At 66.8% G+C, this 26,062-nt stretch carries 31 protein-coding genes; 11 read left to right on the forward strand and 20 right to left on the reverse strand.

Annotated features, from left to right (window positions below; all coding sequences use genetic code 11):
- The 6 genes from ACUTR7_RS25095 to ACUTR7_RS25120 form a co-directional block, all read right to left on the reverse strand.
- A complete protein-coding gene (locus ACUTR7_RS25095; RefSeq protein WP_034395316.1) occupies positions 1 to 549 on the reverse strand; it encodes a DUF2478 domain-containing protein in 549 nt (182 codons plus the stop codon).
- A 33-nt stretch (positions 550 to 582) separates the two neighbouring features.
- Entirely contained in the window at positions 583 to 1,470 is an 888-nt protein-coding gene (locus ACUTR7_RS25100; RefSeq protein WP_445610085.1) for a tungsten ABC transporter permease, read from the reverse strand.
- Positions 1,471 to 1,492: 22 nt separating this feature from the next.
- Positions 1,493 to 3,574 (reverse strand): TonB-dependent receptor plug domain-containing protein, encoded by a 2,082-nt coding sequence (locus tag ACUTR7_RS25105; protein WP_445610086.1) that lies wholly within the window; start codon positions 3,572 to 3,574, stop codon positions 1,493 to 1,495.
- A gap of 191 nt (positions 3,575 to 3,765) precedes the next feature.
- A complete protein-coding gene (mnmC, locus tag ACUTR7_RS25110) occupies positions 3,766 to 5,706 on the reverse strand; it encodes an FAD-dependent 5-carboxymethylaminomethyl-2-thiouridine(34) oxidoreductase MnmC (RefSeq protein WP_445610087.1) in 1,941 nt (646 codons plus the stop codon).
- 15 nt (positions 5,707 to 5,721) lie between these two features.
- Positions 5,722 to 6,390: a trimeric intracellular cation channel family protein gene (locus tag ACUTR7_RS25115; protein WP_063325758.1), complete on the reverse strand. Its 669-nt coding sequence runs from the start codon at positions 6,388 to 6,390 to the stop codon at positions 5,722 to 5,724.
- Between the two features lie 172 nt (positions 6,391 to 6,562).
- Complete coding sequence (locus ACUTR7_RS25120) at positions 6,563 to 6,835, reverse strand: oxidative damage protection protein (RefSeq protein WP_012206441.1); 273 nt, start codon at positions 6,833 to 6,835, stop codon at positions 6,563 to 6,565.
- Between the two features lie 144 nt (positions 6,836 to 6,979).
- On the opposite strand from ACUTR7_RS25120, the gene ACUTR7_RS25125 reads away from it, so the two are divergent.
- From ACUTR7_RS25125 to ACUTR7_RS25160, 8 genes are all read left to right on the forward strand, one after another.
- Positions 6,980 to 8,002 carry a sulfate ABC transporter substrate-binding protein gene (locus tag ACUTR7_RS25125; protein WP_013801660.1) on the forward strand — a complete coding sequence of 341 codons (1,023 nt, stop codon included), beginning with the start codon at positions 6,980 to 6,982 and terminating at the stop codon, positions 8,000 to 8,002.
- Between the two features lie 81 nt (positions 8,003 to 8,083).
- Positions 8,084 to 8,263 carry a hypothetical protein gene (locus ACUTR7_RS25130; protein ID WP_445610088.1) on the forward strand — a complete coding sequence of 60 codons (180 nt, stop codon included), beginning with the start codon at positions 8,084 to 8,086 and terminating at the stop codon, positions 8,261 to 8,263.
- A gap of 156 nt (positions 8,264 to 8,419) precedes the next feature.
- Positions 8,420 to 9,421: a sulfonate ABC transporter substrate-binding protein gene (locus tag ACUTR7_RS25135; protein ID WP_016448337.1), complete on the forward strand. Its 1,002-nt coding sequence runs from the start codon at positions 8,420 to 8,422 to the stop codon at positions 9,419 to 9,421.
- Positions 9,422 to 9,444: 23 nt separating this feature from the next.
- Positions 9,445 to 10,500, forward strand: coding sequence for an aliphatic sulfonate ABC transporter substrate-binding protein (locus ACUTR7_RS25140; RefSeq protein ID WP_034395332.1), 1,056 nt, complete (start codon positions 9,445 to 9,447; stop codon positions 10,498 to 10,500).
- Between the two features lie 38 nt (positions 10,501 to 10,538).
- Positions 10,539 to 11,699, forward strand: coding sequence for an FMNH2-dependent alkanesulfonate monooxygenase (ssuD, locus tag ACUTR7_RS25145; RefSeq protein ID WP_445610089.1), 1,161 nt, complete (start codon positions 10,539 to 10,541; stop codon positions 11,697 to 11,699).
- Positions 11,700 to 11,710: 11 nt separating this feature from the next.
- A complete protein-coding gene (gene ssuC, locus ACUTR7_RS25150) occupies positions 11,711 to 12,562 on the forward strand; it encodes an aliphatic sulfonate ABC transporter permease SsuC (RefSeq protein WP_047218080.1) in 852 nt (283 codons plus the stop codon).
- A 15-nt stretch (positions 12,563 to 12,577) separates the two neighbouring features.
- The gene (locus ACUTR7_RS25155; RefSeq protein WP_012206435.1) at positions 12,578 to 13,558 is read left to right on the forward strand and encodes an ATP-binding cassette domain-containing protein; all 981 of its coding nucleotides are present in this window, start codon (positions 12,578 to 12,580) and stop codon (positions 13,556 to 13,558) included.
- A 54-nt stretch (positions 13,559 to 13,612) separates the two neighbouring features.
- Positions 13,613 to 13,828 carry a TOBE domain-containing protein gene (locus ACUTR7_RS25160; protein ID WP_012206434.1) on the forward strand — a complete coding sequence of 72 codons (216 nt, stop codon included), beginning with the start codon at positions 13,613 to 13,615 and terminating at the stop codon, positions 13,826 to 13,828.
- Positions 13,829 to 13,856: 28 nt separating this feature from the next.
- On the opposite strand, the gene ACUTR7_RS25165 is transcribed toward ACUTR7_RS25160, so the two are convergent.
- From ACUTR7_RS25165 to ACUTR7_RS25180, 4 genes are read right to left on the reverse strand one after another with little or no spacing between them, the layout of a single operon-like run.
- Positions 13,857 to 14,336 (reverse strand): DUF2269 family protein, encoded by a 480-nt coding sequence (locus ACUTR7_RS25165; protein WP_012206433.1) that lies wholly within the window; start codon positions 14,334 to 14,336, stop codon positions 13,857 to 13,859.
- Entirely contained in the window at positions 14,333 to 14,737 is a 405-nt protein-coding gene (locus ACUTR7_RS25170) for a DoxX-like family protein (RefSeq protein WP_353176026.1), read from the reverse strand. The genes ACUTR7_RS25165 and ACUTR7_RS25170 overlap by 4 nt, the downstream gene beginning before the upstream one ends.
- Positions 14,730 to 15,599 carry an NAD-dependent epimerase/dehydratase family protein gene (locus tag ACUTR7_RS25175; RefSeq protein ID WP_353176028.1) on the reverse strand — a complete coding sequence of 290 codons (870 nt, stop codon included), beginning with the start codon at positions 15,597 to 15,599 and terminating at the stop codon, positions 14,730 to 14,732. Before ACUTR7_RS25175 ends, ACUTR7_RS25170 begins: the two co-directional genes overlap by 8 nt.
- Before the next feature lie 32 nt (positions 15,600 to 15,631).
- A complete protein-coding gene (locus ACUTR7_RS25180) occupies positions 15,632 to 16,192 on the reverse strand; it encodes a GbsR/MarR family transcriptional regulator (RefSeq protein WP_445610090.1) in 561 nt (186 codons plus the stop codon).
- A gap of 187 nt (positions 16,193 to 16,379) precedes the next feature.
- Between ACUTR7_RS25180 and ACUTR7_RS25185 the strand changes: the two genes are divergently transcribed.
- Both ACUTR7_RS25185 and rlmD read left to right on the forward strand, forming a co-directional pair.
- A complete protein-coding gene (locus ACUTR7_RS25185) occupies positions 16,380 to 16,697 on the forward strand; it encodes a hypothetical protein (RefSeq protein WP_013801667.1) in 318 nt (105 codons plus the stop codon).
- A gap of 76 nt (positions 16,698 to 16,773) precedes the next feature.
- Positions 16,774 to 18,246, forward strand: coding sequence for a 23S rRNA (uracil(1939)-C(5))-methyltransferase RlmD (gene rlmD, locus ACUTR7_RS25190; RefSeq protein WP_445610091.1), 1,473 nt, complete (start codon positions 16,774 to 16,776; stop codon positions 18,244 to 18,246).
- Between the two features lie 101 nt (positions 18,247 to 18,347).
- On the opposite strand, the gene ACUTR7_RS25195 is transcribed toward rlmD, so the two are convergent.
- Together ACUTR7_RS25195 and ACUTR7_RS25200 are read right to left on the reverse strand one after the other, a co-directional pair.
- A complete protein-coding gene (locus ACUTR7_RS25195) occupies positions 18,348 to 18,776 on the reverse strand; it encodes a hypothetical protein (RefSeq protein WP_012206427.1) in 429 nt (142 codons plus the stop codon).
- A gap of 66 nt (positions 18,777 to 18,842) precedes the next feature.
- The gene (locus ACUTR7_RS25200) at positions 18,843 to 19,535 is read right to left on the reverse strand and encodes a Bax inhibitor-1/YccA family protein (protein ID WP_012206426.1); all 693 of its coding nucleotides are present in this window, start codon (positions 19,533 to 19,535) and stop codon (positions 18,843 to 18,845) included.
- 190 nt (positions 19,536 to 19,725) lie between these two features.
- Between ACUTR7_RS25200 and ACUTR7_RS25205 the strand changes: the two genes are divergently transcribed.
- Positions 19,726 to 20,133 carry a GlcG/HbpS family heme-binding protein gene (locus ACUTR7_RS25205; protein ID WP_063325750.1) on the forward strand — a complete coding sequence of 136 codons (408 nt, stop codon included), beginning with the start codon at positions 19,726 to 19,728 and terminating at the stop codon, positions 20,131 to 20,133.
- Between the two features lie 261 nt (positions 20,134 to 20,394).
- Here the strand turns inward: ACUTR7_RS25205 and hemP are convergent, their stop codons facing one another.
- From hemP to ACUTR7_RS25245, 8 genes are all read right to left on the reverse strand, one after another.
- Positions 20,395 to 20,616, reverse strand: a complete 222-nt coding sequence (gene hemP, locus ACUTR7_RS25210; RefSeq protein ID WP_012206424.1) for a hemin uptake protein HemP — start codon at positions 20,614 to 20,616, stop codon at positions 20,395 to 20,397.
- 200 nt (positions 20,617 to 20,816) lie between these two features.
- On the reverse strand, positions 20,817 to 21,230 hold the full coding sequence (locus tag ACUTR7_RS25215) for an ExbD/TolR family protein (RefSeq protein ID WP_013801671.1): 414 nt from the start codon (positions 21,228 to 21,230) through the stop codon (positions 20,817 to 20,819).
- 3 nt (positions 21,231 to 21,233) lie between these two features.
- A complete protein-coding gene (locus ACUTR7_RS25220; protein WP_012206422.1) occupies positions 21,234 to 21,956 on the reverse strand; it encodes a MotA/TolQ/ExbB proton channel family protein in 723 nt (240 codons plus the stop codon).
- Positions 21,957 to 21,971: 15 nt separating this feature from the next.
- Positions 21,972 to 22,673, reverse strand: a complete 702-nt coding sequence (locus ACUTR7_RS25225) for an energy transducer TonB (RefSeq protein ID WP_013801672.1) — start codon at positions 22,671 to 22,673, stop codon at positions 21,972 to 21,974.
- 101 nt (positions 22,674 to 22,774) lie between these two features.
- Positions 22,775 to 23,047 carry a (2Fe-2S)-binding protein gene (locus tag ACUTR7_RS25230; RefSeq protein WP_012206420.1) on the reverse strand — a complete coding sequence of 91 codons (273 nt, stop codon included), beginning with the start codon at positions 23,045 to 23,047 and terminating at the stop codon, positions 22,775 to 22,777.
- A 106-nt stretch (positions 23,048 to 23,153) separates the two neighbouring features.
- Positions 23,154 to 24,281, reverse strand: a complete 1,128-nt coding sequence (locus tag ACUTR7_RS25235; RefSeq protein ID WP_445610092.1) for an alpha-hydroxy acid oxidase — start codon at positions 24,279 to 24,281, stop codon at positions 23,154 to 23,156.
- A 117-nt stretch (positions 24,282 to 24,398) separates the two neighbouring features.
- Positions 24,399 to 24,698 (reverse strand): SWIB/MDM2 domain-containing protein, encoded by a 300-nt coding sequence (locus tag ACUTR7_RS25240; RefSeq protein WP_012206418.1) that lies wholly within the window; start codon positions 24,696 to 24,698, stop codon positions 24,399 to 24,401.
- 216 nt (positions 24,699 to 24,914) lie between these two features.
- Entirely contained in the window at positions 24,915 to 25,865 is a 951-nt protein-coding gene (locus ACUTR7_RS25245) for a DMT family transporter (RefSeq protein ID WP_445610093.1), read from the reverse strand.
- Positions 25,866 to 26,062: the final 197 nt, after the last annotated feature.

Below are 26,062 nucleotides of genomic sequence, written 5' to 3' on the forward strand. Positions count from 1 at the left end.
TCAGGGGATGGGGCTGGCGCAGCCACGGCGCTCAAGCTGTGCCTGGCACCATTGCTCTATCTGCACCTCATCGGCTGCCAGCTCGGCATGCAGGCTGCCGGTGTACCTGCGCCAGTCTTCAAGATGGCGGGCTGCGACGGCCGTGAGCACGGGCGTGCCGGCCTCGACAAAGGCCGCGAATTCGGCGGCAAAGCCTTGCCCCGAGGCCTCGACGATGCCGAAGCGGTTGATCACCACCAGATCCACGCCATCGTCCAGCGCCTGGCGCAGCACGGCGCTGGCCTGGGCCAGGGCCTGGGGGTTGAGGCTGCAGGCGCGCGAGGCACAGCCCAGGTCCTGGGACAGCTCGAATTGGCGGTCACTGCGCAGGTCGAACAGCTGCATGCGCTTGTTGCCGTTGGCATAGCGGTCCTGGCGATGCACCAGCCCGCCCACCCGCCAGCCCGCTCCTTGCAGGCGGCGTGCCACGCGTTCGAGCAGCAGCTCCATTGCATGTTCGTCGTCGGGATGGACCAGGGCGGCCAGGGGCAGGGTGGCAGGTGAGTTCATGGCATGCGGTGCTTGTGGGATCCAGGCAGGTTTTTACTCCTGGCCGCCGCCGGTGTCGTTGACCAGGGGCATGCTGTCGCGCCCGAAGATCCAGGGACCTCCGGCTGCCACATTGGCCAGCGCCAGTTCCTGCTGGCCCGGTGCGGACAGCAGATGCTCGGCCAGCCGTTGCGCGCTGCGGCGCTGGCCAGCGTTGGCCGGGTGGCGCGGCCCGGGCGTGAGCAGCACATAGGGCCGGCGCATCAGCGGGTCGCCGTGCAGCAGCAGCTCGATGCCGGGCGCGCCCATCTTGCCGAAATGCAGCGGGATATGGCCGACCACGGCATAGGCCTGGAGCTCGGCCGCCAACTGCAGCACGGCCTGGGGGCGCGGCCCGGTATCGGCGCGCAGCCAGCGGGCGTCCGGCCGTATGCCGGCGCGGCGCCACAGCCGCTGGACCACGGTATAGCTGCCGGGGTCGCGCAGCGCGATGAAGGGCGAGCCGCTGGCAACGATGCGGCGCATGGGCTGCACCCCATCGGCCGCACTACGCACCCCGGCCGGATCATGCGCTGGGCCGGCGAACACATGCTCGTTCCAGCCCCAGACCCGCGCGGCCGATGCCAGGCCGGCAGCCTCCAGCGACATGGCTTCGTCGCTGGCGTGGATGAGCAGCAGCTGGGCGCGGCCCTGGGCCATGGCGGGGATCACGCCCTCCTTGGGCGCGGCAACGGCGGTGCGCACGGACAGGCCCAGGCTGCGGCCCGCCGCGTCGGCCAGGCGCGGCCACACACCGCACAGCGACAGGCCGCCGACCACGGCCACGTTCACGCTGGCAGGTTCGGCCGGCTGGGCGGCGCAGCCGCTCAGGGCGGCCAGCGCGGGCAGGGCGCCCAGCAGGCGGCGGCGAGGGTGGCAGATCGGTTCCATGGAATCGGGCACGGGCACAGTCTCCGACCCGGCTTCAGAAGCGATAGCCCAGGTTGACATACCAGCTGCGGCCCGGCATGGGCAGGCCGTCATCGAACTGGTACCACTTGTCGCCGATATTGGCCACGCCAAAGTCCACGGTGATGTCGCTGCGCGGCTTGTAGCGTGCGCGCAGGTTGGCAATGCCGTAGCCGGGCAGCTTGAGCGTCTGCAACTGGCCGCTGCCCGACAGCGGCACGTAGCGGCCCTTCTCGGTCTCGACCTCGGCATTGAATTCCCACTGCGCCAGCGGACGCCACTGGACACCGGCCAGCAGGCGGTGGCGCGGCGTGTTGGTCAGCGTGATGCTGGAGTCGCTGGTGTTGCGGCGGTTCAGGTAGGTGTAGCCGGCGTTCACGCCCCATTGCGCGGACAGTTGCTGGGCCAGGGACAGCTCCATGCCGATGTTGCGCGTGCGCCCCACGTTCTGCGCCTGGTTGCAGGTGGTGCCGCCGCATTCGGCCGAGGCCACGACCACGGTCTGGATCTGGTTGCGCACGCGGCTGTAGAACAGCGCGGCCTGGCCCTGGCCGCCCTGCCAGGGCGAGCCGCTGACGCCCAGCTCCAGGTGGTTGGCGGTCTCGGGCTGCAGGTCGGGGTTGGCCAGGGCCGTGCCCATGCGTGCCGAGTAGCGGTCCTTGATGGTAGGAAAGCGCGTCTTGTGCGAGGCGATGAAATACGCCTCGCTGCCGCCGCCCAGCGCATAGCCGAGCTTGGCCACGCCATTGGTGGCGCTGGCGGAGCCCGTGGGCCACTGGTAGACCTCGCGCGCATCGCGCTGGTCGTGGCTGAGCGCCAGGTTCAGGCTCCAGCGCTCGGCCAGGGAGATCGTGTCCTCGACGACCAGGGAGCGCGTCACGTCGCGGTAGTGCTTGCTGGGGTCCTTGGCCGAGGCAGCATCGGTGTGCTCGTCGATCTTGTAGTGCGCGCCCAGGCGCAGCGCATGGCCCTTGAAGCTGTAGTTGGCCCACTCGACGCTGGCGCCCTGGCTCACGTCCTTGTAGCTGCTGGTGGGGTCATGGCGCGTGTAGCTCGCGTCCGTGTACATGTCCAGGCCGTTTTGGTAGGTGTCGTGGTAGATGCGCGTCTTGAGCAGGTTGTCGGCATTGATGCGCGTGGTGCTCAGGAAGTACACGCTGTCTTTGTCCCAGTAGGGCCAGCGCCAGTAGCGGATGACGTTCTTGCCCGTGGCGCTGCCGGTATACACGGGGTTGCCCTTCTCGCCTTCCTGGCGCACATAGCCCAGCGCGTATTCGTCCGTGGCATTGGGCGTGAGGCCCAGCTTGAACGACAGCCGCTTGTCCGTGCGGTAGGCGTTGTCGCGGTAGTTGCCCGTGTCGGTGGGCTGCTTCTTGAAGTCCTTGAAGCCCTTGGGCAGCGGAAAACTGTCCGCGTCCAGGTAGGAGGCGCCAAGCTGGTAGTACCAGGTGCCCAGGTTGCCGCCCAGGTTCACGGCGGCCTTGCGTTCGCCGCCTGCGCCTGCGCCGATGCGCGCATCGCCCTCGAAGGATTTGACCGGCTTGCGCGTGACCAGGTTGATGGCGCCGCCCAGCGTATTGGGGCCATACATCAGCGATGCGCCGGCCTTGGCCACGCGGATCTCGGACAGGTCGAAGGTGGTGAAGCGGCCGAAGTCCACATAGCCGTCATAGGGCACGTACAGCGGCACGCCGTCCACGAAGACCGGCACCTGGCGCGGATCGAAGCCGCGCAGGTAGATCATTTCCTCGTTGCGATTGTTGCGTGACAGCGTGGCGCCCGGCAGCAGGCGCACGGCGTCGGCCACGGTGTCGGCATTGCGCTGGCGCATCTCGGCGGCGTCCAGTCGCTGTTCATCGCCGGATATGGCCTCTGCTTCATCACGCGCACCGTGCACATCGACCGTGCCCAACTGGAAGGTCTGCGAAGCCTGTGCTGCAGGTGCACCCGATGGGGCCTCGACCTGGGCTTGCGCCTGCGTGCTGGCGGCCAGGCCTGCGAGCAGCAGGGCTTGTGTCAGTGCGGAGCGAAGGCGGAACGAGGGTGAGCAGAGGGCGGGTGAGGATGCGGGAGCGCAGGAGCAGGGCTGGCGGGTCACGGTTTCAGGTTCTTGTGTGGTTGAACGCGGGGAGCGGCTGGTTGTTTCCTTTTGAAAACAGGTTCCGGATTCTATCGATATGCACTAGCAAACATAACGAGTGACAAAAAACCGTCTGCGGGAAGACTCGGGTTTTCTTTCAGGCCGTTGTGTGAATGCCCGGTCGTTCAGCGGCCGGGCGGTTCAACGGCTCAGCGCCTGCGGCCCAGGCGTTCGCTGGCCAGGGCAGCCGCCAGCCTGGCATCCAGGGGCAGCGGTTCGTCGTGCAGGCGTGCTGCCAGCAGCTCGCCGCACAGCAGCGACAGCGTGAGCCCGCGCGAGCCCATGGCCGTCAGCGCCCACAGGCCAGGAGCCTGATCGGACACCGGTCCGACCACGGGCAGCCGGTCTGGCGAGGCCACGCGCACGGCGCCCCAGGTGGCGCGCGGTGGCGCGTCGAAGAAGCCTTGCAGGCCCTGGTAGGCACGTGGCAGCAGCTGCGCCAGCTTGGCGCCATTGGCTGCATGGGCTGCGGCCTGGTCTTCGGGACTTGGCGGCAGCGCGGTCTGGTCGCGCTCGAAGGTCGATCCCATGACCCAGCATGGCCCGGCTGCATCGCCGGGCAGCGGCATGGCAGGCACCAGGTTGCCATGGCCGTTGACGGGAAAGGGCGGCATGGCCTGTGCGCTGGCTGGGGTGTGCACATCCCAGCTGACCTGGCCGCGTATGGGCTGCAGCGGCCAGGTGGCCTGCGCACCCAGGCTGTGCTCCAGCAGCGCATTGGTTGCGGGGCCCAGTGCGAGAACGACCAGTTCAGCCTCGGCCAGCAGATTGCCCTGTGCATCCAGGGCCTGCCAGACGGGCGCGCCACCTGCTGTGTCGGTGCATGCAAGACGCGCCACGCAGGCACGGCCCTGCCAGCGCACGCCCGGCAGCGCCAGCTGCGCCTGCACCAGCCGCGCCGGGCGCACCCAGCCGGCCTGCACATGCCAGCAGGCCGGGGCGTCGGCGGGCAGGCCGGCCGCCGAGAGTTGATCGGCGCTGGCGGGCCGACTCCAGTGGTCGCCCGGGCCGGGGGATTGCCAGTCGCGCGGCAGCCGCGGGGGGGCTTCCACGCCGTGCTCCAGCACGCCGGTATCGCACCAGTCCGTGCCCGGTTGCAGCAGGCCCTGGCCGGAGAGCATTTGCAGCTGCGCCAGGGTCAGGCGTGCGCCGTCGCGGCTCAGGCGGGACAGCAGGCTGTCATCGGGCGAGACATGTGGGCAGAACAGGCCCGCGGGCAGGGCCGAGGCGCCCGCTGCAGGCGCGTCGGCAGCATCCAGCACGGTGACCTGCCAGCCACGGCGCGACAGGCTGGCGGCGGCGGCCGCACCGGCGATGCCTGCACCCAGCACCATGCAGCGCCGTGGGGTGATGGGTTCCTGCGGCTGTGCACGCGGCCCGCGCGGCCCACGCGGTTGCCAGGCCGGGTCAAAGACGGCATGCAGGTTGTGGCGCTTGGGGCGCACGCCATCCACCTTGCGGACCTGAAAGCCGTGCTGGGCCAGGCCATCGCGCACCGTGCGCGCCACGCACCAGGTGGACAGCTGCGTACCGCGCCGGCAATGGCGTGCCAGCGCGCGCAGGGTGTCGGCGCTCCAGAGGTCGGGGTTGAGTTCCGGCGTGAAGCCGTCCAGGTAGATGCTGTCGGCCGTCAGCTGCTGGCGCCGCAGCATGGCCTGGGCATCACCGATGTACAGCGTCAGCAGCACGCGCCCCTGCTCGAAGGCGAGGCGGTGCACGCCGGGCAGCAGGCCCTGGAACCGGGTGGCCAGCTCCTCGGCCAGCAGGCGCAATCCTGGCTCGCGCGGCATGGCCTGGCGCATGGCGTCGGCACTGACGGGAAAGGCCTCGGCCGAGACGAAATGCAGCAGCCTCGGGCGCCGGGGATCGGCCTTCCAGGCTTCCCAGGCCACGAGGAAATTCAGCCCGAACCCGAAACCGGTCTCCAGGATGCGCCATTGCGGCGCATCGGCCCAGGCCGCCGGCAGGCCGCAGCCGCCCAGAAAGACATGGCGGGCCTGGTCCAGGCCGCCGAGTTCGCTGTGGTAGCGGTCGCCGAAGCGCGGGCTGTAGGGCGTGCCATCGGGCAGCCAGTCAATGGGTTCGGACATGGGCAAGGGGCAGAACTACTCCTCCCAGCGCTGCTGGTAGGAGAACACGGGCAGCCGCCACTTGAAGCGGATGGCAGCCAGGCGCAGCGTGAGTCCGCCGGCAAAGCAGACGACGGTGCTGAGGTTGGAGCCCACTTCCAGCGTGCGCAGTCCCAGGAACAGCAGGCACACGGTCAGGGACACGCTGGCGTACAGCTCGCGCCGGAAGACGACCGGCACCTGGTTGCACAGCACGTCGCGCAGAATGCCGCCGCTGATGCCGGTCAGCATGCCCGACATCACCACCACCACGGGCGGGTAGCCCAGCTCCAGCGCCACGTTGCAGCCGATCAGCGAGAAGGCGATCAGCCCCATGGCGTCCAGCAGCAGAAAGACCTGCTTGAGATGGTGCATGTGGCGCGCCACGACGATGGTCAGCAGCCCGGCCGAGATGACCAGGTAGACATATTCAGGGTGCTGCGTCCAGCCGATGGGGTAGTGGCCCAGCACCATGTCGCGGATGGTGCCGCCGCCCAGCGCGGTGACGAAGGCGATCACGGCCACGCCGAAGATGTCCATGTTGCGCCGGCCCGCCGCCAGCGCGCCCGACATGGCTTCGGCCGTGATGGCCACGAGGTAGATCACCAGCATGACGGTGAACTGCGATGCCTGGAACGATTCCAGCAGGGAGACGGATGGAAGCACGGAAAACCTCGGGTGAAGACCGGCCCGCGCCGCAGGGTGTGCGGCCACTGCGCCGCCCAGCGCAAGAAGGCGGGCATTGTAGGCGGTCTCTGGGCGGCGGCCGTTTGCGGCACCGCAAATGAAACCGCCCCCGGCGCGGTGCGACGGGGGCGGTGAAAGGGCGCGAAGCGGCTCAGGCCGTAGGAGGCACGTAGCCGGCCGCCGCATCGGCGCCGCCGCCGAAGAAGTGGTTTTCCATCTGGCGGGCCAGGTACTGGCGGGCGCGGGCGTCGGCCAGGTTCAGGCGGTTTTCGTTGACCAGCATCGTCTGGTGCTTGAGCCAGTCGGCCCAGGCCTGCTTGCTCACGCCTTCAAAAATGCGCTTGCCCAGCTCGCCGGGGTAGGGCGGGAAGTCCAGGCCTTCAGCGTCAACGCCAAGCTTGATGCAGTGAACGGTACGTGCCATGGGGAATTGAGTCCTTGTCTTGTGGAGATTCAGATGTTTTGGGAATAACAAACTGAAATCTTATTGGTTTGAGTTTTAAGAGTTGGCTTTGAGAATGCTTTCCACGGCACCAGACCGTCGTCTCCACTCTCTACCGACACTCCAATGAAAATTCGCCGCCACTTTATCAAGTTTCCTGTCGCCGCCGGCCTGATCGCGGGCTTGACCCTGTCGGCTCTGCCGGCGTTGGCCCAGTCGGTGCAACTGCTCAATGTCTCCTACGATCCGACGCGCGAGCTGTACGTGGAATACAACCAGGCCTTCGCCAAGCACTGGAAGGCCAAGAGCGGCCAGGACGTGAGCGTCAAGCAGTCGCATGGCGGCTCGGGCAAGCAGGCGCGTTCCATCATCGACGGCATCGACGCCGACGTGGCCACGCTGGCGCTGGCCGGCGACATCGACGCCCTGGTCAAGAACGGCAACCTGCTCAAGGCCGACTGGCAAAAGCGCCTGCCGCACAACTCGGCGCCCTACAGCTCCACCATCGTCTTCCTGGTGAAGAAGGGCAATCCCAAGAACCTCAAGGACTGGGACGATCTGGTCAAGCCCGGCGTGCAGGTGATCACGCCCAACCCCAAGACCAGCGGCGGTGCGCGCTGGAACTACCTGGCCGCCTGGGAATTCGCCAAGCGCAAGTACGGCGGCGACGCACAGGCCAAGGACTTCATCGGCAAGCTGTTCAAGAACGTGCCCGTGCTGGACACCGGCGCGCGCGGCGCCACCATCACCTTCGTGCAGCGCGGCGTGGGCGATGTGCTGCTGGCCTGGGAGAACGAGGCCTTCCTGGCACTCAAGGAGTTCGGTCCCGAGAAGTTCCAGATCGTCGTGCCTTCGCTGTCCATCCTGGCCGAGCCTTCGGTGGCCGTGGTCGACAAGGTCGTGGACAAGAAGGGCACGCGCGCCGTGGCCGAGGAGTACCTGAAGTACCTGTACTCCGAGGAAGGCCAGCGCATCGCCGGCCGCAACTACTACCGTCCCACGGATGCCAAGGTCAAGGCCGAGTTTGCGGACAAGTTCCCTAAGCTGGAGCTGGTCACCATCGACCAGGCCTTCGGCGGCTGGGCCAAGGCCGACAAGGACCACTTTGCCGACGGCGGCAGCTTCGACCAGATCTACACCAAGAAGTGAGTGCGGCGCGCCGGCCCGGCCGGCGCCCACCCACTGAATTCACCCGCTTTCCCAGACCCCTGCCAACTACCACGATCCGCCATGTCCATCTTCCTGACCTCCCGCCACTCTTTGCAGGCCGCGCGCCGCACGGCGCAGGCAGGCGTGCGGATGCACAAGGCAGGGGTGGCAGGCAAGGCAGGTGTGGCAGGCGTGGTGGCATCCAGCTCTTTTCTTTGCTTCGAGACCATGGCCTTCGCCAGCCGGCGATGTAGCACCTGACGACTTCGTGCGGTGCGCCTGCAGGCCTGGCCCTGCAGGCGGCCGCCCCTTGCTCCGCCTTCCCTTTTTTGTTTTCTGGCTGCATGCCGCGCGCATGCAGGGGCAGCGCTTTGCCTGCGCCACGCACCACGCACCACTCTTCCAAGGATGTCCGTCATGGTCTCGTTTGATTCTTTCCCCCGACACACAGCCAACTGGCGCCGACGCCAACTGCTGGGCGCGGGCCTTGCCGCAGCAGTCGCCACGGTGGGCGGCCCGGCCCTGGCCCAGGACAAGGCGGGTGACCGCGTGCTACGCGTCGGCCACCAAAAGGGCTGGCTGTCCATCCTGAAGAGCCGGGGCACGCTGGAAAAGCGGCTGGCGCCGCTGGGCGTGTCGGTGCGCTGGATCGAGTTCAACGCCGGCCCCGTGCAGCTGGAGGCGCTGAACGTGGGCTCCATCGACTTCGGCGATGTGGGCGAGGCCCCGCCCATCTTTGCGCAGGCCGCAGGCGCGCCTTTGGTCTATGCGGGCGCCACCGTGCCGCGCCCCGGGCTGGAGGCGGTGATCGTGCCCAAGGATTCGCCCATCCGCAGCGTGCAGGACCTCAAGGGCAAGCGCGTGGCCTACAACAAGGGCTCGAACGTGCAGTACTTCCTGGTCAAGCTGCTGGAAAAGCACGGCCTGAAGTACGGCGATGTGCAGTCCGTCTTCCTGGCGCCGGCCGATGCGCGCGCCGCCTTCGAGCGAGGCTCCGTCGATGCCTGGCTGATCTGGGACCCCTTCCTGGCTGCCGCGCAAAAGACGCTGGACGCCCGCCTGCTGGCCGATGCCACGGGCGTGGTCAACAACCGCGCCTATTACTTCACCTCGCGCGATTTCGCCACGCGCAATGCCGATGTGCTGCGCATTGCCATCGAAGAGGTCGATGGGATTGACCGCTGGGCCTCGAAGAACCAGACGGCGGCGGCCGCCGAGCTGTCCAGCATCCTGGGCCTGGACAAGTCCATCACCGAGCTGTACCTGAGCCGTGCCCGCTTCGGCACCTCGTCCGTGACGCGCGAGATCCTGGCCGAGCAGCAGCAGATCGCCGACACCTTCTTCGAGCTCAAGCTCATCCCCCGCAAGCTCAACCTGCTGCATGCCGCGCCGGTGGACCTGATCGCGTCGCGCCCCTGAGCCCACTGCAAGGAGTCCGCACCATGAATGCCAATTCCAAGAAGCCCCGCCTGGACCGCGTGCGCCGCCAGGCCCTGCAACTGCTGGGCACCACCGCCTTCAGCTGGAGCCTGGCCGGCCAGTACGCACGCGCCGAGACGCCGGCCGCCGTGGCCGGGCCCGAGCAGTTGCGCATCGGCTACCAGAAGTCGGCCGTCAACCTGGTCATCCTCAAGCAGCAGGGCGTGCTGGAAAAGCGCTTTGCGGGCACCAAGGTCAGCTGGCTGGAGTTTCCGGCCGGCCCCCAGCTGCTGGAGGCCCTGGCCGCCGGCAGCCTGGATTTCGGCCTGACCGGCGATTCACCCCCGGTCTTTGCCCAGGCCGCGGGCCGCGACCTGCTGTACGTCGGCGCCGAGCCGCCCAAGCCCGAGAGCTCGGCGATTCTCGTGCCATCGGACTCGCCGCTGCGCGCCCTGGCCGACCTCAAGGGCCGGCGCGTGGCGCTGCAAAAAGGCTCCAGCGCCCATTACCTGCTGGTGCGTGCGCTGGACAAGGCGGGCCTGGCCTGGAACGAGATCCAGCCCGTGTACCTGGCCCCGGCCGATGCGCGCGCCGCCTTCGAACGCAAGAGCGTGGACGCCTGGGCCATCTGGGACCCGTTCTACGCGGCCACCGAGCTGGCGATTCGCCCGCGCGTGCTGGCCAATGGCGAAGGCCTGTCGGGCAACGCCTCGTTCTACCTGGCCTCTCGCGGACTGGTGGAGCGCCATCCGCAGGTGCTGCGCGCGCTGTTCGACGAGCTCACGCGCGCCGATCGCCTGGCCCAGAGCGCGCGCCAGGAGGCCGTGGCCCTGGTGGCCGGCTTCAGCGGCCTGGATGCGGCGGTGGTCAGCCGCTTCATTGCGCGCCGGCCCAGCTCCCCCGTGGGCCTGCTGGCTGCGCAGACCGTGGTGGACCAGCAGCGCGTGGCCGATGCATTTTTTCGGCTGGGCCTGATTCCGCGCCAGGTACAGGTGGCCGACATCGTCTGGCGGCCCTCGGCGGCCGAGTACGCGCGGCTGGCCGAGCCTGCGGCGGCGCGGCCTTCTTCCGCCCTTTGATTTCCTTCCTCGATTCCGTCCCCTGACTGGAGCAGCGCATGCAGGTTTTCTGGTTCATTCCCACCCACGGCGACAGCCGCTACCTCGGCACGGCCGAGGGCGCCCGCCCGCTCAGCCACGACTATGTCAAGCAGGTCGCCATCGCGGCCGATAGCCTGGGCTACGAGGGCGTGCTGATTCCCACGGGCCGCTCCTGCGAGGACCCCTGGGTCGTCGCCTCCAGCCTGATTCCGGTCACCAAGCGCCTGAAGTTCCTGGTCGCCGTGCGTCCCGGCCTGCACCAGCCCAGCCTGGCGGCGCGCATGGCGGCCTCGTTCGACCGCCTGTCGGGCGGGCGGCTGCTGATCAACCTGGTCACGGGCGGCGACCGCGCCGAGCTGGAGGGCGACGGCGTCTTCCTCGACCATGCCCAGCGCTACGAGCAATCGGCCGAGTTCATCCGCATCTGGCGTGAGATCCTTGAGCGCAGCCATGAGGGCGGCACGCTCGACTACGAAGGTGAACACCTCTCGGTCAAGGGCGCCAAGCTGTTGTTCCCGCCGCTGCAAAAGCCGTATCCGCCCGTGTACTTCGGCGGTTCGTCCGAGGCCGCGCACGACCTGGCCGCCGAGCAGGTCGATGCCTACCTGACCTGGGGCGAGCCCCCGGCCGAGGTGGCCAAAAAGATTGCCGATGTGCGCGACAAGGCGGCTCGCCATGGCCGCAGCGTGAAGTTCGGCATCCGCCTGCACGTCATCGTGCGCGAGACCGAGGACGAGGCCTGGGCCGATGCCGATCGCCTGATCAGCCGCCTCAAGGACGAGACCGTGGTCCAGGCCCAGGCCGCCTTCGCGCGCATGGACTCGGAAGGCCAGCGCCGCATGGCCGCCCTGCATGCCGGCGGCAGCCGCCGCACGCGGGCCGAGCTGGAGATCAGCCCCAACCTCTGGGCCGGCGTGGGCCTGGTGCGCGGCGGCGCGGGCACGGCCCTGGTGGGCGATGCGCAGACCGTGGCCGACCGCATCAAGGAGTACGCGGACCTGGGCATAGACACCTTCGTGCTGTCCGGCTATCCGCACCTGGAAGAGGCCTACCGCTTTGCCGAGCTGGTCTTCCCGCTGCTGCCGCTGTCCGTGCGCGACAGGCTGGCTGGCGGCGTGGGCGGGCCCCTGGGCGAGACCGTTGCCAACCTGTACTCGCCGCGCGCGTCGCAAAGCTGAGGGAGTCACGCATGTCCGATGCACGTACCGTTACTGCGCTGCCGGCCTCCTCGGCTCCCCCGGCCGGCGATTCCTGGTCGCCGCTGCTGCGCTTTGCGGCCGGCGTGGGCCGCCGCCTGGTGCCCTGGCTGGTGCCGCTGGCGCTGATCGCCGTCTGGCAGGCCGCCTCGGCCTTCGGCTGGCTGTCCACGCGGGTGCTGCCCGCTCCGCTGGATGTGCTGCGCGCCGCGCAGGCGCTGGCCGAGTCGGGAGAGCTGCTCAAGCATGTGCAGGTGAGCGCGGGCCGCGCGCTGGGAGGCCTGGCCATCGGCGGCGGCCTGGGCCTGGCGCTGGGCCTGCTCACGGGTTCGCTGCGCTGGGCCGAAACGCTGCTGGACTCCACCATCCAGATGGTGCGCAACATCCCCGCTCTGGCGCTGATTCCGCTGGTCATCCTGTGGTTCGGCATCGACGAGAGCGCCAAGCTGTTCCTGATCAGCGTGTCGGTGTTCTTTCCCATCTACCTGAACACCTTCCACGGCATACGCAATGTGGACCCCGCGCTGATCGAGATGGGGCGCAGCTACGGCCTCACGCGCTGGCAGCTGTACCGCGAGGTCATCCTGCCGGGCGCGCTGTCCTCCATCCTCGTCGGCCTGCGTTTTTCGCTGGGCCTGATGTGGGTGATCCTCATCGTGGCCGAGACCATCTCGGCCCAGTCGGGTATCGGCTACCTGACCATGAACGCCCGCGAGTTCCTGCAGACCGACGTGGTGCTGGTCGGCATCCTGCTGTACGCCCTGCTGGGCAAGCTGGCCGACTGGTTTGCGCGTGCGCTGGAGCACTGGTGGCTGCGCTGGCATCCGGGCTACCAGCCCAAGTGACACAAGGAGCACGACATGAGCCGATGGAACCGCATGAAGACCACGCTGGCACAGGCCGTGGAGCTGAACACCACCGCGCCGGCGATGGCCTGGGAGGCCTCGTTCGATGCCGATGGCCTGGACGTCAGCGACCGCCTGGCCCAGAACGACGATGCGCCGCAGTCCGCATCCCCCCAATCCGCACCACGCCGTGGCGTGCGCCTGCAGGCCGGCGGGCTGACCAAGCGCTACGGCCAGCGCGAGGTGCTGCACGAAGTGCAGCTGCAGGTGGAGCCTGGCGAATTCGTCGCCATCGTGGGCCGCAGCGGCTGCGGCAAGAGCACCTTGCTGCGCCTGGTCGCAGGCCTGGAGCAGGCCACGGCCGGCACCTTGCTGCTGGACGGCGAGCCCGCCCGCGCCGTGCAGGGCGCGCAGGGCGGCACGCGCATCATGTTCCAGGACGCGCGCCTGCTGCCCTGGCGGCGCGTGCTGGCCAATGTGACGCTGGGCCTGCCCGCCTCGGCCCAGGAACGCGGCCGCGAAGTGCTGGCCCAGGTCGGCCTGGCCGACCGCGAGGGCGAATGGCCGGCGCGCCTGTCCGGCGGCCAGCGCCAGCGCGTGGCCCTGGCGCGCGCCCTGGTGCACCGCCCGCAACTGCTGCTGCTGGACGAGCCGCTGGGCGCGCTCGATGCGCTCACCCGCATAGAGATGCACCGCCTGATCGAAGGCCTGTGGCAGCGCCACGGCTTCACGGCCCTGCTGGTCACGCATGACGTGCAGGAGGCCGTAGCTCTGGCCGACCGCGTGGTGCTGATCGAGGACGGCCGCATTGCGCTGGATGAACGCATCGCCCTGCCACGGCCGCGCGTGCACGGCAGCGTGGCGCTGGCGGCCATCGAGCAACGCATCCTCGACCGCGTGCTGCAAAAGCCCGCCGCCGAGCCAGAAGCCAATCCGCTGACCGACACCACGGCCTGGCCCGGCGTACCTGCCCATGGCCTGCGCTGGGCCGTCTGACTTTCCGTTTTCCCCAACCTTCCTTTGATTCCTTTTGATCCCCAGGAGAAAAACATGTCCATTCAAGCCATCAACGTGCGCAACCAGTTCAAGGGCCAGGTGCGCGAAATCATCCGTGGCGATGTCGTCTCCGAAGTCGATGTGCAAACGCCCTGGGGCGTGGTCACCTCGGTGATCACCACGCGCTCGGTGGACGAGCTGGGCCTGGTCGTGGGCTCCGATGTGGTGGCCCTGGTCAAGTCCACCGAAGTGTCCATTGCCAAGCTCTGAGGCCAGGCACTGAAGGCACTGCCGATGCTCAACCGCCCCAGAGCATCGGCTTGTTGACCATGAGGTAGTAGGTCACGGCCATGGCAATGAAGGCCGGGTAGCCCAGCGCCTCCCAGCGCCGGGCGTAGACGGCATACAGCGCGGGCAGGGCGGCCTGCGCTGCGTGCGCGCCGCGCGCCATGGCGGCCATGCGCACCTGCAGCCAGACCACGGGCAGCCAGCAGGCGCCGGCCAGCAGGTACAGGCCCAGCGACAGTGCCAGCCACGGCGTGGTCAACGGCCAGCCCGCCATATGGGCCAGGGCAATGCCGCTCACAGGCTGTATGACCACGCAGGGCGTGGTGAACCACCAGTCCGCACGCACCACCAGGCGGCTGACCACGGCCTGGGCAGCGACGCTGCCGCTGCGGTTGGCGAAGAACATGTAGAAGGCCGAGCCCAGGCCGGTGCCGACCAGCAGCACGCTGGACGCGATATGCAGCGTCTTGAGCAACAGGTAGAGATTCATGCGGACTCCTTGGACGTGACGGGCGCCGACATCAGGTGCAGCAGCATGGCTGCGATCGGCAGGTTCTTGAGCAGCGGCCCCAGCGGGTGCAGCCACAGCGTGGGCTGCAGCACCGTGGCCAGCACGGTCATGGCGGCCATCAGCAGCAAGGCCGCCAGATAGCTCTCCCGGCCGGGCCGCAGCCACAGCGCCAGGCCCACGGCCAGGTCGGCGAGCAGGCCGCTCCAGATCAGGAATGTCTGCCAGCGCGCATCGTGGATGCCGGCATCGGCCAGCACCTGCACGCTCAGGCCGCGGTGCTCGATGGCGCTGACCAGGGCCGTGCCCAGCCAGACGGCGATCAGGCTGAGGTGCATGGCGCGCTGTGAAGGGGGAACCTGGCGCAGGCGGTGTTCACCCATGGCTCAGCGTGGCCAGCAACTGGGCGGGAGCAATGCCGGGCCGGCCCAGCAGGGCTTGCAATCCCGCCGGATCGGTGACGTTGTCGCTGGCCAGCATGGCCAGTGTCTCGCTGCACCACGGTGAGGCGCTGACCCAGTCGCCAGCGCGTGCGCTGGCGCGGGTGAGCCAGCCGGGCAGCGTGCCCACGCGGGCCGGGGCGCGGCCCATCTGCGCGCGCAGGCTGGCAATCAGTGCGGCCAGCGGCAAGGGCAGGGGGCCACCGATCTCGATCATGCCCACGGGCTCGGGGCGCGTCACCAGGCCGGCCACGGCCTCGGCCAGGTCGCGCACGGCCACCGGCTGCACGCGTGCCTGCAGCACGGGGCGCGGCAGCAGCAGCGCCGGCAGGCGCGCCATGGACAGGAACATCTCGCTGCTGGCGCCGCCAGCGCCGAACACCACGCTGGGGCGGACCACGCAGCCTTGCAGATGGCCGGCTGCCGTGAGTGCCAGCAGATGCTCGTCAGCGGTGCGTTTGGTGGTGGCGTAGCGCGTGGCACTGCCCTCTATGCCCAGGGCCGATATCTGCACCACGCGCCGCACGCCGGCCGCCGCGCAGGCATCGAACAGGGCGATGGGGGCCTGGGCGTGCATGGCATCGATGGGCCGGGAGGCGCTGTCGCGCAGCACGCCCACGGCATTGACCACGGCATCCACGCCCGCCAGGTGCGGCAGCCAGGCGTCGGGCGTGGTGGCCTTGGCGTAGTCGAGCGCAGGCAGAGAATGGCGGCTGCGCGCCACGGGATCATGGCCGGCCAGGGCCAGCAGGTTGACGATATGGCGGCCGATGAAGCCGTTGCCGCCGCAGACCAGAATGCGCATGGTGACCTCCAGTTTCTCTTGTGACGGAAATTTCAGGCTTGGCGTCCGCGCTTGACGCGGGTGTCAGCGGCCTCGGAGCGCACGAAGCGCTGCACGCTCGCGCCCAGGCGCAGCAGCTTGTCCAGCGTGGAGGGCGACAGCCGCAGCATCTCATCGGTCCAGATGCCCAGTGACTCCATGAGGCGCAGCGTCTCGTGCACGCGGTCCTGGGTGTCGGGGGATTCGTCGTCGAAGCCAGGCTCGGCGATCAATTCCCGCAGCATCTCGGAGGTCGGGTCGAACTCGCGCTGCTTGCGCTCTCGCACGATGGTGCGCAGCAGCTCCCAGACATCGGACGAGGTCTCGAAGTAGTCGCGGCGGTCGCCAGGCCTGCGGCTGGTGCGGATCAGCTCCCAGCCCTGCAGCTCCTTGAGGCTGTTGCTCACGTTGGAGCGAGCGGCGCCCAACGTGTCGGCAATCTCTTCCGCGTTGAGCGGGCGGCCATGGAAAAACAGCAGGGCGTGGATCTGGGCGACCGTGCGGTTCACTCCCCAGGAGCTGCCCATGTCGCCCCAATGGTGGATGAAACGGTGTGCGATGGGACTCAGTTGCATGGCCTCAGTGTCTGCAGGCCTGAAATTTCTGTCAAGAGAGAAATTTGTGATAACTGAAAAATCAAAACCGGCTGCAGCGCGGAGGCGGCGCCTGGCGGGGCGCGGCATGTGCTGCTCCATAATGCTGGGCAGCCTGGCCTGCCACCCAGTACATACACAGGCGGGCCGCCGTTTTGAGGGGAACACCATGACTGCTGTGCAAAACCTGCGTGCCATCACCGTGCTGGCCGCCTGCGCGCTGGCGCAGGCCGCGTCTGCCGCCTGCTATTCCGTCTACACGCCCGAGCAAGAGCTGATCTACCGCTCCAACCGCCCGCCGGTGGACCTGACCTTGCCGCTGCACCAGACCGTGGACAAGATCGAGCGCGGCGCCACCATGGTGTTCACGCTGGACGAATTCAACTGCATCACCGAAATCAACCTGCTGGCCGAACGCGAGCAACTGGCCCGGGCGCGCCAGGAGCGGCAGCGGGACCTGGGCCGCAGCAGCACTCCGCGGTCCTGAGAGGCAAAAGCGAGTTGGGGGCTTTTTTGGGGAGCCGCCAACAGGGCAAGGGGAGAGCCTGAGACAATCGTGCCCCATGAGTGAACCCCGCGACAACAAGATCCCCGACAACCTGCCCGAAGCCGACATCGACGCCCCTGCACTGCCCGAAGGCTGGCTGCAGGTGCTGTCCATGGATATGGACGCCCAGGGCGTGGCCCGCAAGAGCGATGGCAAGGTGGTATTCATCGACGGCGCCCTGCCTACCGAACTGGTCAGCGCCAACACCCATCGCAAGAAAAACAACTGGGAAGCCGCCAGCCTGACGGCCATCCACCGCGAATCTTCCCAGCGCGTGCGCCCCGGCTGCCCGAATTTCGGTCTGCACGCCGGTGCCTGCGGCGGCTGCAAGATGCAGCATCTGCACGTGGGCGCCCAGGTGGCCATCAAGCAGCGCGTGCTGGAAGACAATCTCTGGCATCTGGCCAAGGTCAAGCCCGAGACGCTGCTGCGCCCCATCGAAGGTCCGTCCTGGGCCTACCGTTTCCGCTCGCGCCTGTCGGTGCGCTATGTGGCCAAGAAGGGCAAGGTGCTGGTGGGCTTTCACGAGCGCAAGAGCCGCTACATCGCCGACATGGAGACCTGCAAGATCCTGCCGCCCCATGTGGACGCCATGCTGCTGCCCATGCGCGCGCTGATCGCCTCCATGGATGCGCGCGAAACCTGCCCGCAGATCGAGGTTGCCTGCGGCGACTCCGTCACGGCCCTGGTGCTGCGCCATCTGGAGCCGCTGTCCGAGGACGACCAGGCCCGGCTGCGGGCCTTCGCAGTCGAGCACAACGTGCAGTGGTGGCTGCAGCCCAAGGGCCCGGACACCGTGCACCTCATGGAGCAGGGAGGCGCCCAGCTCGACTACGGCCTGCCCGATTTCGGCATCACCATGCCGTTCAAGCCCACGGACTTCACCCAGGTCAATCCGCACATCAACCGCGTGCTGGTCACGCGCGCGCTGCGCCTGCTGGATGTCAAGAAGGGCGAGCGCGTGATCGACTGGTTCTGCGGTCTGGGCAACTTCACCCTGCCCCTGGCCACGCAGGCGCGCGAGGTGTTGGGCATCGAGGGCAGCGATACCCTGGTCAAGCGCTCCCATGAAAACTACGCGGCCAACAACGCACAGCGCGCAGAGGGCGACAAGCTCGCGCCCACGCGCTTTGTGGCGCGCAACCTGTTCGAGATGACGCCCGAGATGCTGTTCGCCGACGGCGTGGCCGGCAAGTGGCTGGTGGATCCGCCGCGCGAAGGCGCGTTTGCGCTGTCCAAGGCCCTGGCCGACATCCACCAGGCGCGCATCGGTGCCGAAGGCGCCGAGCCACTGCCGGCAGGGTATGAGGCCTGGCGCTTTCCCGAGCGCATCGTCTATGTCAGCTGCAATCCCGCAACGCTGGCGCGCGATGCCGGCCTTCTGGTGCATCTGGCCGGCTATCGCTGTGTGTCGGCAGGCGTGGTCAACATGTTCCCGCACACGGCCCACGTGGAGAGCATGGCGGTGTTCGAGCGCTGCGCAGACTGACGGCCTGGCTGCCCGTGCCATGAAAAAAGCCGTGGAGCCCTCGGGCGGCCACGGCTTTTTAACGGGCGGATCCAGATCTCAAAACCGGATCTCAAAAGGGGTCAGCTGCGATTGCGGCCTGAGGTCGGCTCGGCAGGCGCCTCGTCCTTGTCGCTGCGGCGGCGGTCGCTCTGGCCCAGGACCGAAGGCGTGCCCTCCATCTTGTTGGCGCGCATGTATTCGTCCATATCCTTCCAGCCTGCAAACACCAGGGCCTTGGACGATTTGGGGTTGAGCGTGTAGCAATCCTCGAGCCCGCGCAGGGCATGGCGGCACGCCCCGCCGATGGCCTTGGCCTCGGCCTCCTTGGCGACGGTGCGGGGGTCCGGTCCCAGGCCCGGAATATCATCCAGCTTGCAGCCGGCGAGCAGCGTGGGCAGCAGCAGGATGGCGAAGGTGCGGGGAAGATTAGGCATGGTCATCTTGAGGAGATTATCGGCAGGCCCTGGAAGAAGTTGAGTCCGCTTTGCACAAATGATGATCCCGGACATGCAAAAGGCCTCCCGAAGGAGGCCTTTGGTGTGCAGCAGGGAAGGCGAAGCCTTCCGCGTGCGGCATCAGTCGCGTTCGCCGCCCATGATGCCCAGCAGGGCCAGCAGGCTCTGGAACACGTTGAACAGGTCCAGGTACAGAGCCAGCGTGGCGCTGATGTAGTTGGTCTCGCCGCCGTCCATGATCTGCTTGAGGTCATAGAGCATGTAGGCGCTGAAGATGCCGATGGCCGCCACCGAGATCGCCATCATGCCGGCCGTGGAGCCGATGAAGACGTTGATGATGGAGCCCACGAACAGCACCAGCACGCCGACGAACAGGAACTTGCCCATGCCCGACAGGTCGCGCTTGATCACCGTGGCCAGCGAGGCCATGACCAGGAACACGCCGGCCGTGCCTGCAAAGGCGGTCATGATCAGCTCGGAGCCGTTCTTGAAGCCCAGGATCATGCCGATCATGCGCGACAGCATCAGGCCCATGAAGAACGTGAAGCCCAGGAGCACGGGAATGCCGGCTGCCGAGTGCTTTGTCTTCTCGATGGCGAACATGAAGCCGAAGGCGCCGCCCAGGAAGACGATGAGCCCCAACCCGCCGCTCAGCGAGCGCGTGATGCCCGTGGCCACGCCCAGCCAAGCGCCCAGCACGGTGGGGAGAAGACTCAGGGCCAGCAGCCAGTAGGTGTTGCGCAATACGCGATTGCGCTCTTGCTGCGAGACACCGTAGCCCGCAGAGCCCAGTGTGGTGACTTGATCATTCATGTGGCCAGTCCTCCGAAGGAGTGTTGTTGCGACTTGCCCATTCTAGGTGGCGGCTTGCGCGCGACTTGCAATACCCCGAGCCGCCGCCATGGTTTGGTTTCGAATGTTTTGTTCTGCGCATGCATTGTCAGTCCTCATACGATTGCTATGCTTATAGGACATTTGTGATGGAATGGATAATTGGAATCTTATGAAGACCAAGCATGAACTCGAACTGGCCGACGTGAAGGCCATTGCCGCCGCCGCAGAAGCCGAGGCGCTGAAGAACAAGTGGGCCGTGACCATTGCCATCGTCGATGACGGCGGCCACCTGCTGTGGCTGCAGCGCCTGGATGGCGCCGCCGCCGTGTCGGCCCACATCGCTCCGTCCAAGGCCCGCTCGGCGGCCCTGGGCCGCCGCGATACCAAGGGCTATGAAGACATGATCAACAACGGCCGCACGGCCTTCCTGAGCGCGCCCACGCTGGACGGCCTGCTCGAAGGTGGCGTGGCCATCATGAAGGACGGCCAATGCCTGGGCGCCGTGGGCGTCAGCGGCGTCAAGGCCAGCGAGGATGCGCAGGTTGCTAGCGCCGGCATTGCTGCTCTGGGCCTGTAATAGCCCCTGGTGCACCCATGCTGCATGAATCGGTCCCTGGGGACTGATCCATGCAGCCAAGAAAAAGCCCCTGTGCCGATGTACAGGGGCTTTTTCTTTGGTCAATCTGCGCTGCAGCGCGGGGAAAAAATGCTTGGCTACGCAAAATCCGAAGATTTTGTTGGCTGGCTAATCGACCTCTGAGACTGGAAGTCCCAAGGTCGCCCCACGATGAAACGAAGAAGCCGCCGGTCGGGCATCCGACGACGGCCGGAATCTTGCTTATTTGGTCAGAATGAGCTTACCCAGCTTGGTGGCCTGCAGGCGGTAGGGCGTGCCGTTGTGCACGATGGTCACAGCCTTTTGTCCATTGAGCAGCAAGGTGCTGTCGAGTCCGCTGGCGGCCCCGGTCAGGGCTGCAGATGCTGCGGCCTGCAGCGCTGCAAAGGCCTGGGCGTTGGAGTTGCCGGACAGATGCGAGGTGGCGGCGGAAGTGGCAGACATGCAGGGAATTCCTCAAAAATTGGAAAGTTTTGTGAATGATAACAATTCTCAATTGAAAATCAAGTGAGACTTACTCGCATTGTGGTTTCTGGGACCAGTCCTATCCCTGCGACTCGATGCACTGCCAGCGTAAAGAGAATGAAAAACGGCCCCGAAGGGCCGTTGTCGTTGATCGCCAGGCAAGGAATGCCTGCCACGGCCTACTTGGCCGGGTCCGTCACGAAGCCGATCTTGCGCACGCCTGCACGCTGTGCGGCAGCCATGGCCTGGGCCACGCGCTCGTAGCGCACTTCCTTGTCACCCTGGATATGCAGGTCAGGTTGCGGCTCCTTGGCCGCCTCGGCCTTGAGGTTCTCCTCGAACTGCGTATCGCTGACGGCAACGCCATTCCAGTGGTACTGGCCATCGGCGGAGACGGCCAGGCGCACGGTGGCGGGCTTGACGTCCTCGGGCTGGTTGGTGGCGCGGGGCAGGTCCACGTTCACCGAATGCTTCATCACCGGCACGGTGATGATGAAGATGATCAGGAGCACCAGCATGACGTCGACCAGCGGCGTCATGTTGATCTCGTTCATCACCTCTTCGCCGTCATCGTCCATTGTTCCGAATGCCATGGCTTACGCGCCTTTCTTCAGCGGCAGCACGTTGCCGGCTTCCTTGCCGTCGATGGACACGCGGGCGCCGGTCACGAAGTAGGCGTGCATGTCGTGGGCAAAGCTGTTGAGGGCGTTGAGGATGGACTTGTTGCCACGCACCACGGCGTTGTAGCCGAGCACGGCGGGAATCGCCACGGCCAGGCCCAGGGCGGTCATGATCAGCGCTTCACCGATGGGGCCCGCGACCTTGTCGATCGAGGACTGGCCGGACAGGCCGATGGCGACCAGCGCGTGGTAGATGCCCCAGACGGTGCCGAACAGGCCGATGAAGGGAGCGGTCGAGCCCACGGAAGCCAGAATGGCCAGGCCCGATTGCAGGCGGGCGGTGAACTCGCTGATGCCGTTGCGCATGCAGCGGGTCACCCAGTCGCTGATGTCCAGCGTGTCATGCAGGTGGGCGCTGGTCTTGCGGTGGTGGGCGGTGGCTTCGCGGCCTTCGAGCACCAGGTAGCGGAAGGGGTTGGAGCGGTCATCGCCCAGCTTTTCCAGGCCGCTGGCCAGGTCGGGGCTGTGCCAGAAGTCCTGGGCGTTGCGCGCCAGCTTCTTGAACTTCACGATGTCCAGGGCCTTGATGATCATCACGAGCCAAGAGGCCACCGACATGGCCAGCAGGATGATGGCGACGGCACGGGTGACGAAGTCTCCCTGCGTCCAGACGTGGGCAATGCCGAATTGGGAATCCATGGATACTCCTGAGAATCAATTGAGGGTGAATTTGACCGGGACGGTGACCCACATGGGGGTTGGCGTGCCGTTGCTCTTGCCGGGGACGAATTTCCAGTTCTTGACGCCGTCCACGGCCTGCTGGTCCAGACGGTCGTAGCCGCTGGATTTGCTGACCTCGATCTTTTGAGGCAGGCCTTGCGCGTCCACGAAGATGCGCAGCGTGACCGTTCCCTGTTCCCCCATGCGCCTGCTGATGGCGGGGTAGTTGGGGGCCGGGTTGTTGAGGTAGGCCGCGTTGTTGGACGGCAATTCGATCTTGGGCGGAGCCGGTGGCGCCGGGGGAGCGGGAGGCGCTGGCGGCGCAGGAGGGGCGGGCGGTGCCGGCGGTGCTTCCACCACGGGCTTGGGCTCGTCGTCCAGCGTGCCGCGCGGCGCCGCGGGTGCAGGCTTGGGGTCGGCAATGGCCTTGGGCAGCGGCGGTGCCTTCTTCACGACCGGCTGCGGTTTGGGAGGTGGTGGCGGAGGAGGGGGCTTGGGTGCCTCGGGCTCGGGAGCGGGTGGCGAAATGAATTCCGCAATCACCTGGGCTGGCACGATGACCTCTTCGGGTGCGCGCTGGAGCAGGCCATGCTGCATCGCCCAAAGGGTTGCTGCATGCAAGACCACGACTGAACCCGCGATGGCCACGTTACGGCCAAGGCCCCCGGGGGGGCCAAAACGATCAGACTGGGACATAGAGACAGAAGGAGCGGTCAGCGTATGGGAGCCGGGTGCTGTCGCTCGGAAGACGGAGTATCAGCTGCGCAGAATCCACCAGGTGCATGTAACGACGAGGATCAGGCTGCCGACAAGTGCTGAGAGGAGGACCATGCTTTGCTCTCCAGAATGTTGTTGGCAAGCTGGACGGTCTGGGCCGCGACCTCGTTGTGGATGGCCGCCACGGGCTGGCTGGCGCAGCATTGCGCCACCACATCCCGGGCGCAGCTTTCGCAGCGGCCGCACTGCATGGCGATACCCAATTCAAATTGGATCTCGTCAAAGCTCATGCCCGCATGAGCGTGGCGTGCGATCTCACGGTCGGAAACCCGGCGGCATACACAGACGATCATGGCTACAGGCAGTAGTGGCTGGCTATTGATAGGATGAAAAATTATAAATGAGAATTCATCGCATTTGCAATTCTTGGTTGTCTGTAGGGCTGTATGGCGCTCGGCTTTACTCGGTATCCAGTAGTTCCACAGTGGCCTGGGCAAGGGTGGCACACCCTGTCAGCGCCATGGCGATCTCCAGTTCATCGCGCAGCAACCTGAGCACATGGGCCACGCCGGCGGCGCCCGCATTGGCCAGCCCCCAGAGTACGGGGCGGCCTATCAGAACCGCCGTCGCACCGAGGGCGATCGCCTTGAGCACGTCTGTGCCGCGCCGTATGCCCCCGTCGGCCAGCAAGGGGAGCTCGTGGCCCGCGCCGCGCACGGCCCTGGCCACGCGGGCAAGGGCTGTTGCCGTTGCCGGTGCGGTGTCCAGCGTGCGCCCTCCATGGTTGGAGACGATGATGCCCGCTACTCCCAATCTCGCGGCCTGCAGCGCATCGGCCGGGTGGAGCACGCCCTTGAGCAGCAGTGGCAGCCGTGTCTGCTGCTGCAGCCAGGCAACGTCATCCCAGGTGGGTGCATGGTGCAAAAGGCCGTCGAACAGGGGGCTCTGGCCTGGTGCGAGTTGCATGGCTGCAAGTGGCGCCATCCCCTGCAGATTGACGGCAGACACTCCCGGCGGAAGACAAAAGCGCGCGCGGCGTTCACGGTCCCGCACACCGCTGGTGGGCGCGTCCACCGTCAGCACCAGCGCTTCGTAGCCTGCGGCCTCTGCGCGCTTGATCAGTTGCGTGGTGAAGCCACGGTCATGCTGCAGATAGAGTTGGAACCACAAAGGGCCATGGCCAGGCGTGAGCCGTGCTGCCTGTGCCACTGTCTCCAGCGGCAGGCTGGCCTGTGTGCTGAGCACTATGCCCGCGCCCAGCGCCGCAGCGGCATAGGCCGTTGCAAGCTCTGCGTCCTCATGGGCCATGCGCTGGAAGGCCATGGGGGCCACCAGCAGCGGGCAGGCCAGCTCCCTGCCCAGCAACTGCAGCCGGGTATGACCGCCTGCAAGGGGGCGGAGCACGCGCGGCCACAGTGTGAGCGCGTCCCAGGCGCTGCGGTTGGCCGCAAGACTGCGCTCATCGGCCGCGCCGCCCGAGAAATAGGCCCAGGCGTTGTCGTCCATCCGCTGCCGCGCATGCGCCTCGTGGTCGGCCAGATTGATGATGCCGTCGGGAACGGCTTGCAGCGCGGGCACTTGGCTCATGGCATTGGAATGTTGTCGGTGTGCAGCATCTCCGGCAAGAAGAGGAGATGGCATCCCGGAAAAAAGAAAAGCCGGCCCAGGGGCCGGCTTTCGTCCGTCGTGGCGCAGGCCCGAGGATTACTTGACGTGCTTGCCGATCAGGCCAGCCATCTCGAACATCGAGACTTGGGGCTTGCCGAACACTTCCTTGAGCTTCGCGTCGGCGTTGATCATGCGCTTGTTGGCAGCGTCTTGCAGCTTGTTGGCCTTGATGTAGACCCACAGCTTGCTGATGATCTCGGTGCGGGGCAGGGGAGTGGAACCCACCACGGCAGCCAGAGCGGGGCTGGGGGTGAGGGGTTTCATGAAGGCGGCGTTGGGAGTGCGCTTCTTTGCGGGAGCTGCCGGAGCAGCCGTTGCCTTCTTTGCAGTTGCCATGTTGCTTGTTCCTAGTATGGAGTGGATTCTTTACCAGCGAAAAACCGTCGCTATCCACTGGCAGGCTGATGCTAATGGGAAAAAAACGCTCTTCCAAGCTTACCCGTCAAATTTTTGCCTCGATTTGTTGCTGTGGCGCTGTTTTTTGAGGAGTTTTTGCATTCTGGCCCGCTTTCGAGGGCCGCACTGGCAGGTTGGCCGTCGGCGGCAGCGTTTTCAGAAGGGGCTGGCACCGCTCGCGGAAGGGTGTTGTGGAAGGCGTTTTCTGCCCGGCCAGGTGGCCACGAGAATGCCCAGCAGGGCGATCGCAAACGCCAGCGCCTGCATGGATGTGACCCGTTCGCCCAGCACGCACATGCCGACCACGGCAGCGCTGATCGGCAGCAGTACCGTAAAGGTGCCGGCCTGGGAGGCTGGCACGTTGCGCAAGCCTGTCATCCACAACCACACGGTCCACACGCAGGCGGCAAGGGCGTAGAACAGCAACAGGCCCCAGATGCTCCATGCCACGCTGCCGAAGTCGAAGCGCCACGCCAGATACAGCCCGAAGGGCGTTGACAGCGCAAATCCCCAGAGATTGACGATGGATGTGATGCGCTTGGGCCCCAGGGACGTGGTCAGGCGCTTGCCGATGACGGCGTAGAACGCCTCGCAAAGCACGGCGCCGACCAGCAGCATCTGCCCCAGCCACGCCTGCGGTGAGGCTGATGCTGCCGAGGCGGCGCCAGCGTCCGGGCGGGACAGTGCATACAGGCCGATGCCCGCCACGGCCAGCGCAATGGCCAGCCAAGTGCGCGCCGCCACGCGCTCGCGCAGAAACAGCCAGCTCATCAAGGCCACGGCAGCAGGGATGGCCGCCATCGTCACGCCGGCCGTGACGGCGCTTGTCAGGCTCACGCCAGTCACCATGCAGATGGTGAAGAGAAAGTTGCCGAACAGCGACTCAAGAAACAGCAGGCCCTGCGTGCGCCGAGACAGGGTGGGCTCGTCAGCCGGCTTGCGCAGCCAGCGCAGCATGGCGATGGCCCCGATGCCAAAGCGCAGCCAGGCCAGCAGCAGCACCGGAAAAATGGCCGCCAGAGGCTTGGAGAGGGCGACATAGCTGCCGACCAGGGACATGCTCAGCGCCAGGCAGGCATAGGCAGATCTGCGATGGGAGGTGTTCACGGCAAGTGCTGGTTTGAGAGGCGGGAGCGCCGCCTGAACGCGCGATGGTACCTGTGAGCGCGTCCGGCGTGCGTGACATGTGCCTGTCGCGGACGCTTGCCATGCTGTGGTGACTTTTCATGGCATGGAATTCATGTTTTGCATTGTGAAATATTGAAATGCTGCATTGCGCCAATTTTTCTCAATACGAGAAATGT

The sequence above is a fragment of the Delftia sp. NA_296.1 genome (assembly GCF_052692095.1).

Bases quoted from the DNA above. Each gene is read 5' to 3' on its own strand.
- ACUTR7_RS25095 (WP_034395316.1), bottom strand. From the start codon at position 549: ATGAACTCACCTGCCACCCTGCCCCTGGCCGCCCTGGTCCATCCCGAC.
- mnmC (WP_445610087.1), bottom strand. From the start codon at position 5,706: ATGTCCGAACCCATTGACTGGCTGCCCGATGGCACGCCCTACAGCCCG.
- ACUTR7_RS25120 (WP_012206441.1), bottom strand. From the start codon at position 6,835: ATGGCACGTACCGTTCACTGCATCAAGCTTGGCGTTGACGCTGAAGGC.
- ACUTR7_RS25125 (WP_013801660.1), top strand. From the start codon at position 6,980: ATGAAAATTCGCCGCCACTTTATCAAGTTTCCTGTCGCCGCCGGCCTG.
- ACUTR7_RS25130 (WP_445610088.1), top strand. From the start codon at position 8,084: ATGTCCATCTTCCTGACCTCCCGCCACTCTTTGCAGGCCGCGCGCCGC.
- ACUTR7_RS25135 (WP_016448337.1), top strand. From the start codon at position 8,420: ATGGTCTCGTTTGATTCTTTCCCCCGACACACAGCCAACTGGCGCCGA.
- ACUTR7_RS25140 (WP_034395332.1), top strand. From the start codon at position 9,445: ATGAATGCCAATTCCAAGAAGCCCCGCCTGGACCGCGTGCGCCGCCAG.
- ssuD (WP_445610089.1), top strand. From the start codon at position 10,539: ATGCAGGTTTTCTGGTTCATTCCCACCCACGGCGACAGCCGCTACCTC.
- ssuC (WP_047218080.1), top strand. From the start codon at position 11,711: ATGTCCGATGCACGTACCGTTACTGCGCTGCCGGCCTCCTCGGCTCCC.
- ACUTR7_RS25155 (WP_012206435.1), top strand. From the start codon at position 12,578: ATGAGCCGATGGAACCGCATGAAGACCACGCTGGCACAGGCCGTGGAG.
- ACUTR7_RS25160 (WP_012206434.1), top strand. From the start codon at position 13,613: ATGTCCATTCAAGCCATCAACGTGCGCAACCAGTTCAAGGGCCAGGTG.
- ACUTR7_RS25165 (WP_012206433.1), bottom strand. From the start codon at position 14,336: ATGAATCTCTACCTGTTGCTCAAGACGCTGCATATCGCGTCCAGCGTG.
- ACUTR7_RS25170 (WP_353176026.1), bottom strand. From the start codon at position 14,737: ATGGGTGAACACCGCCTGCGCCAGGTTCCCCCTTCACAGCGCGCCATG.
- ACUTR7_RS25175 (WP_353176028.1), bottom strand. From the start codon at position 15,599: ATGCGCATTCTGGTCTGCGGCGGCAACGGCTTCATCGGCCGCCATATC.
- ACUTR7_RS25180 (WP_445610090.1), bottom strand. From the start codon at position 16,192: ATGCAACTGAGTCCCATCGCACACCGTTTCATCCACCATTGGGGCGAC.
- ACUTR7_RS25185 (WP_013801667.1), top strand. From the start codon at position 16,380: ATGACTGCTGTGCAAAACCTGCGTGCCATCACCGTGCTGGCCGCCTGC.
- rlmD (WP_445610091.1), top strand. From the start codon at position 16,774: ATGAGTGAACCCCGCGACAACAAGATCCCCGACAACCTGCCCGAAGCC.
- ACUTR7_RS25195 (WP_012206427.1), bottom strand. From the start codon at position 18,776: ATGTCCGGGATCATCATTTGTGCAAAGCGGACTCAACTTCTTCCAGGG.
- ACUTR7_RS25200 (WP_012206426.1), bottom strand. From the start codon at position 19,535: ATGAATGATCAAGTCACCACACTGGGCTCTGCGGGCTACGGTGTCTCG.
- ACUTR7_RS25205 (WP_063325750.1), top strand. From the start codon at position 19,726: ATGAAGACCAAGCATGAACTCGAACTGGCCGACGTGAAGGCCATTGCC.
- hemP (WP_012206424.1), bottom strand. From the start codon at position 20,616: ATGTCTGCCACTTCCGCCGCCACCTCGCATCTGTCCGGCAACTCCAAC.
- ACUTR7_RS25215 (WP_013801671.1), bottom strand. From the start codon at position 21,230: ATGGCATTCGGAACAATGGACGATGACGGCGAAGAGGTGATGAACGAG.
- ACUTR7_RS25220 (WP_012206422.1), bottom strand. From the start codon at position 21,956: ATGGATTCCCAATTCGGCATTGCCCACGTCTGGACGCAGGGAGACTTC.
- ACUTR7_RS25225 (WP_013801672.1), bottom strand. From the start codon at position 22,673: ATGTCCCAGTCTGATCGTTTTGGCCCCCCCGGGGGCCTTGGCCGTAAC.
- ACUTR7_RS25230 (WP_012206420.1), bottom strand. From the start codon at position 23,047: ATGATCGTCTGTGTATGCCGCCGGGTTTCCGACCGTGAGATCGCACGC.
- ACUTR7_RS25235 (WP_445610092.1), bottom strand. From the start codon at position 24,281: ATGAGCCAAGTGCCCGCGCTGCAAGCCGTTCCCGACGGCATCATCAAT.
- ACUTR7_RS25240 (WP_012206418.1), bottom strand. From the start codon at position 24,698: ATGGCAACTGCAAAGAAGGCAACGGCTGCTCCGGCAGCTCCCGCAAAG.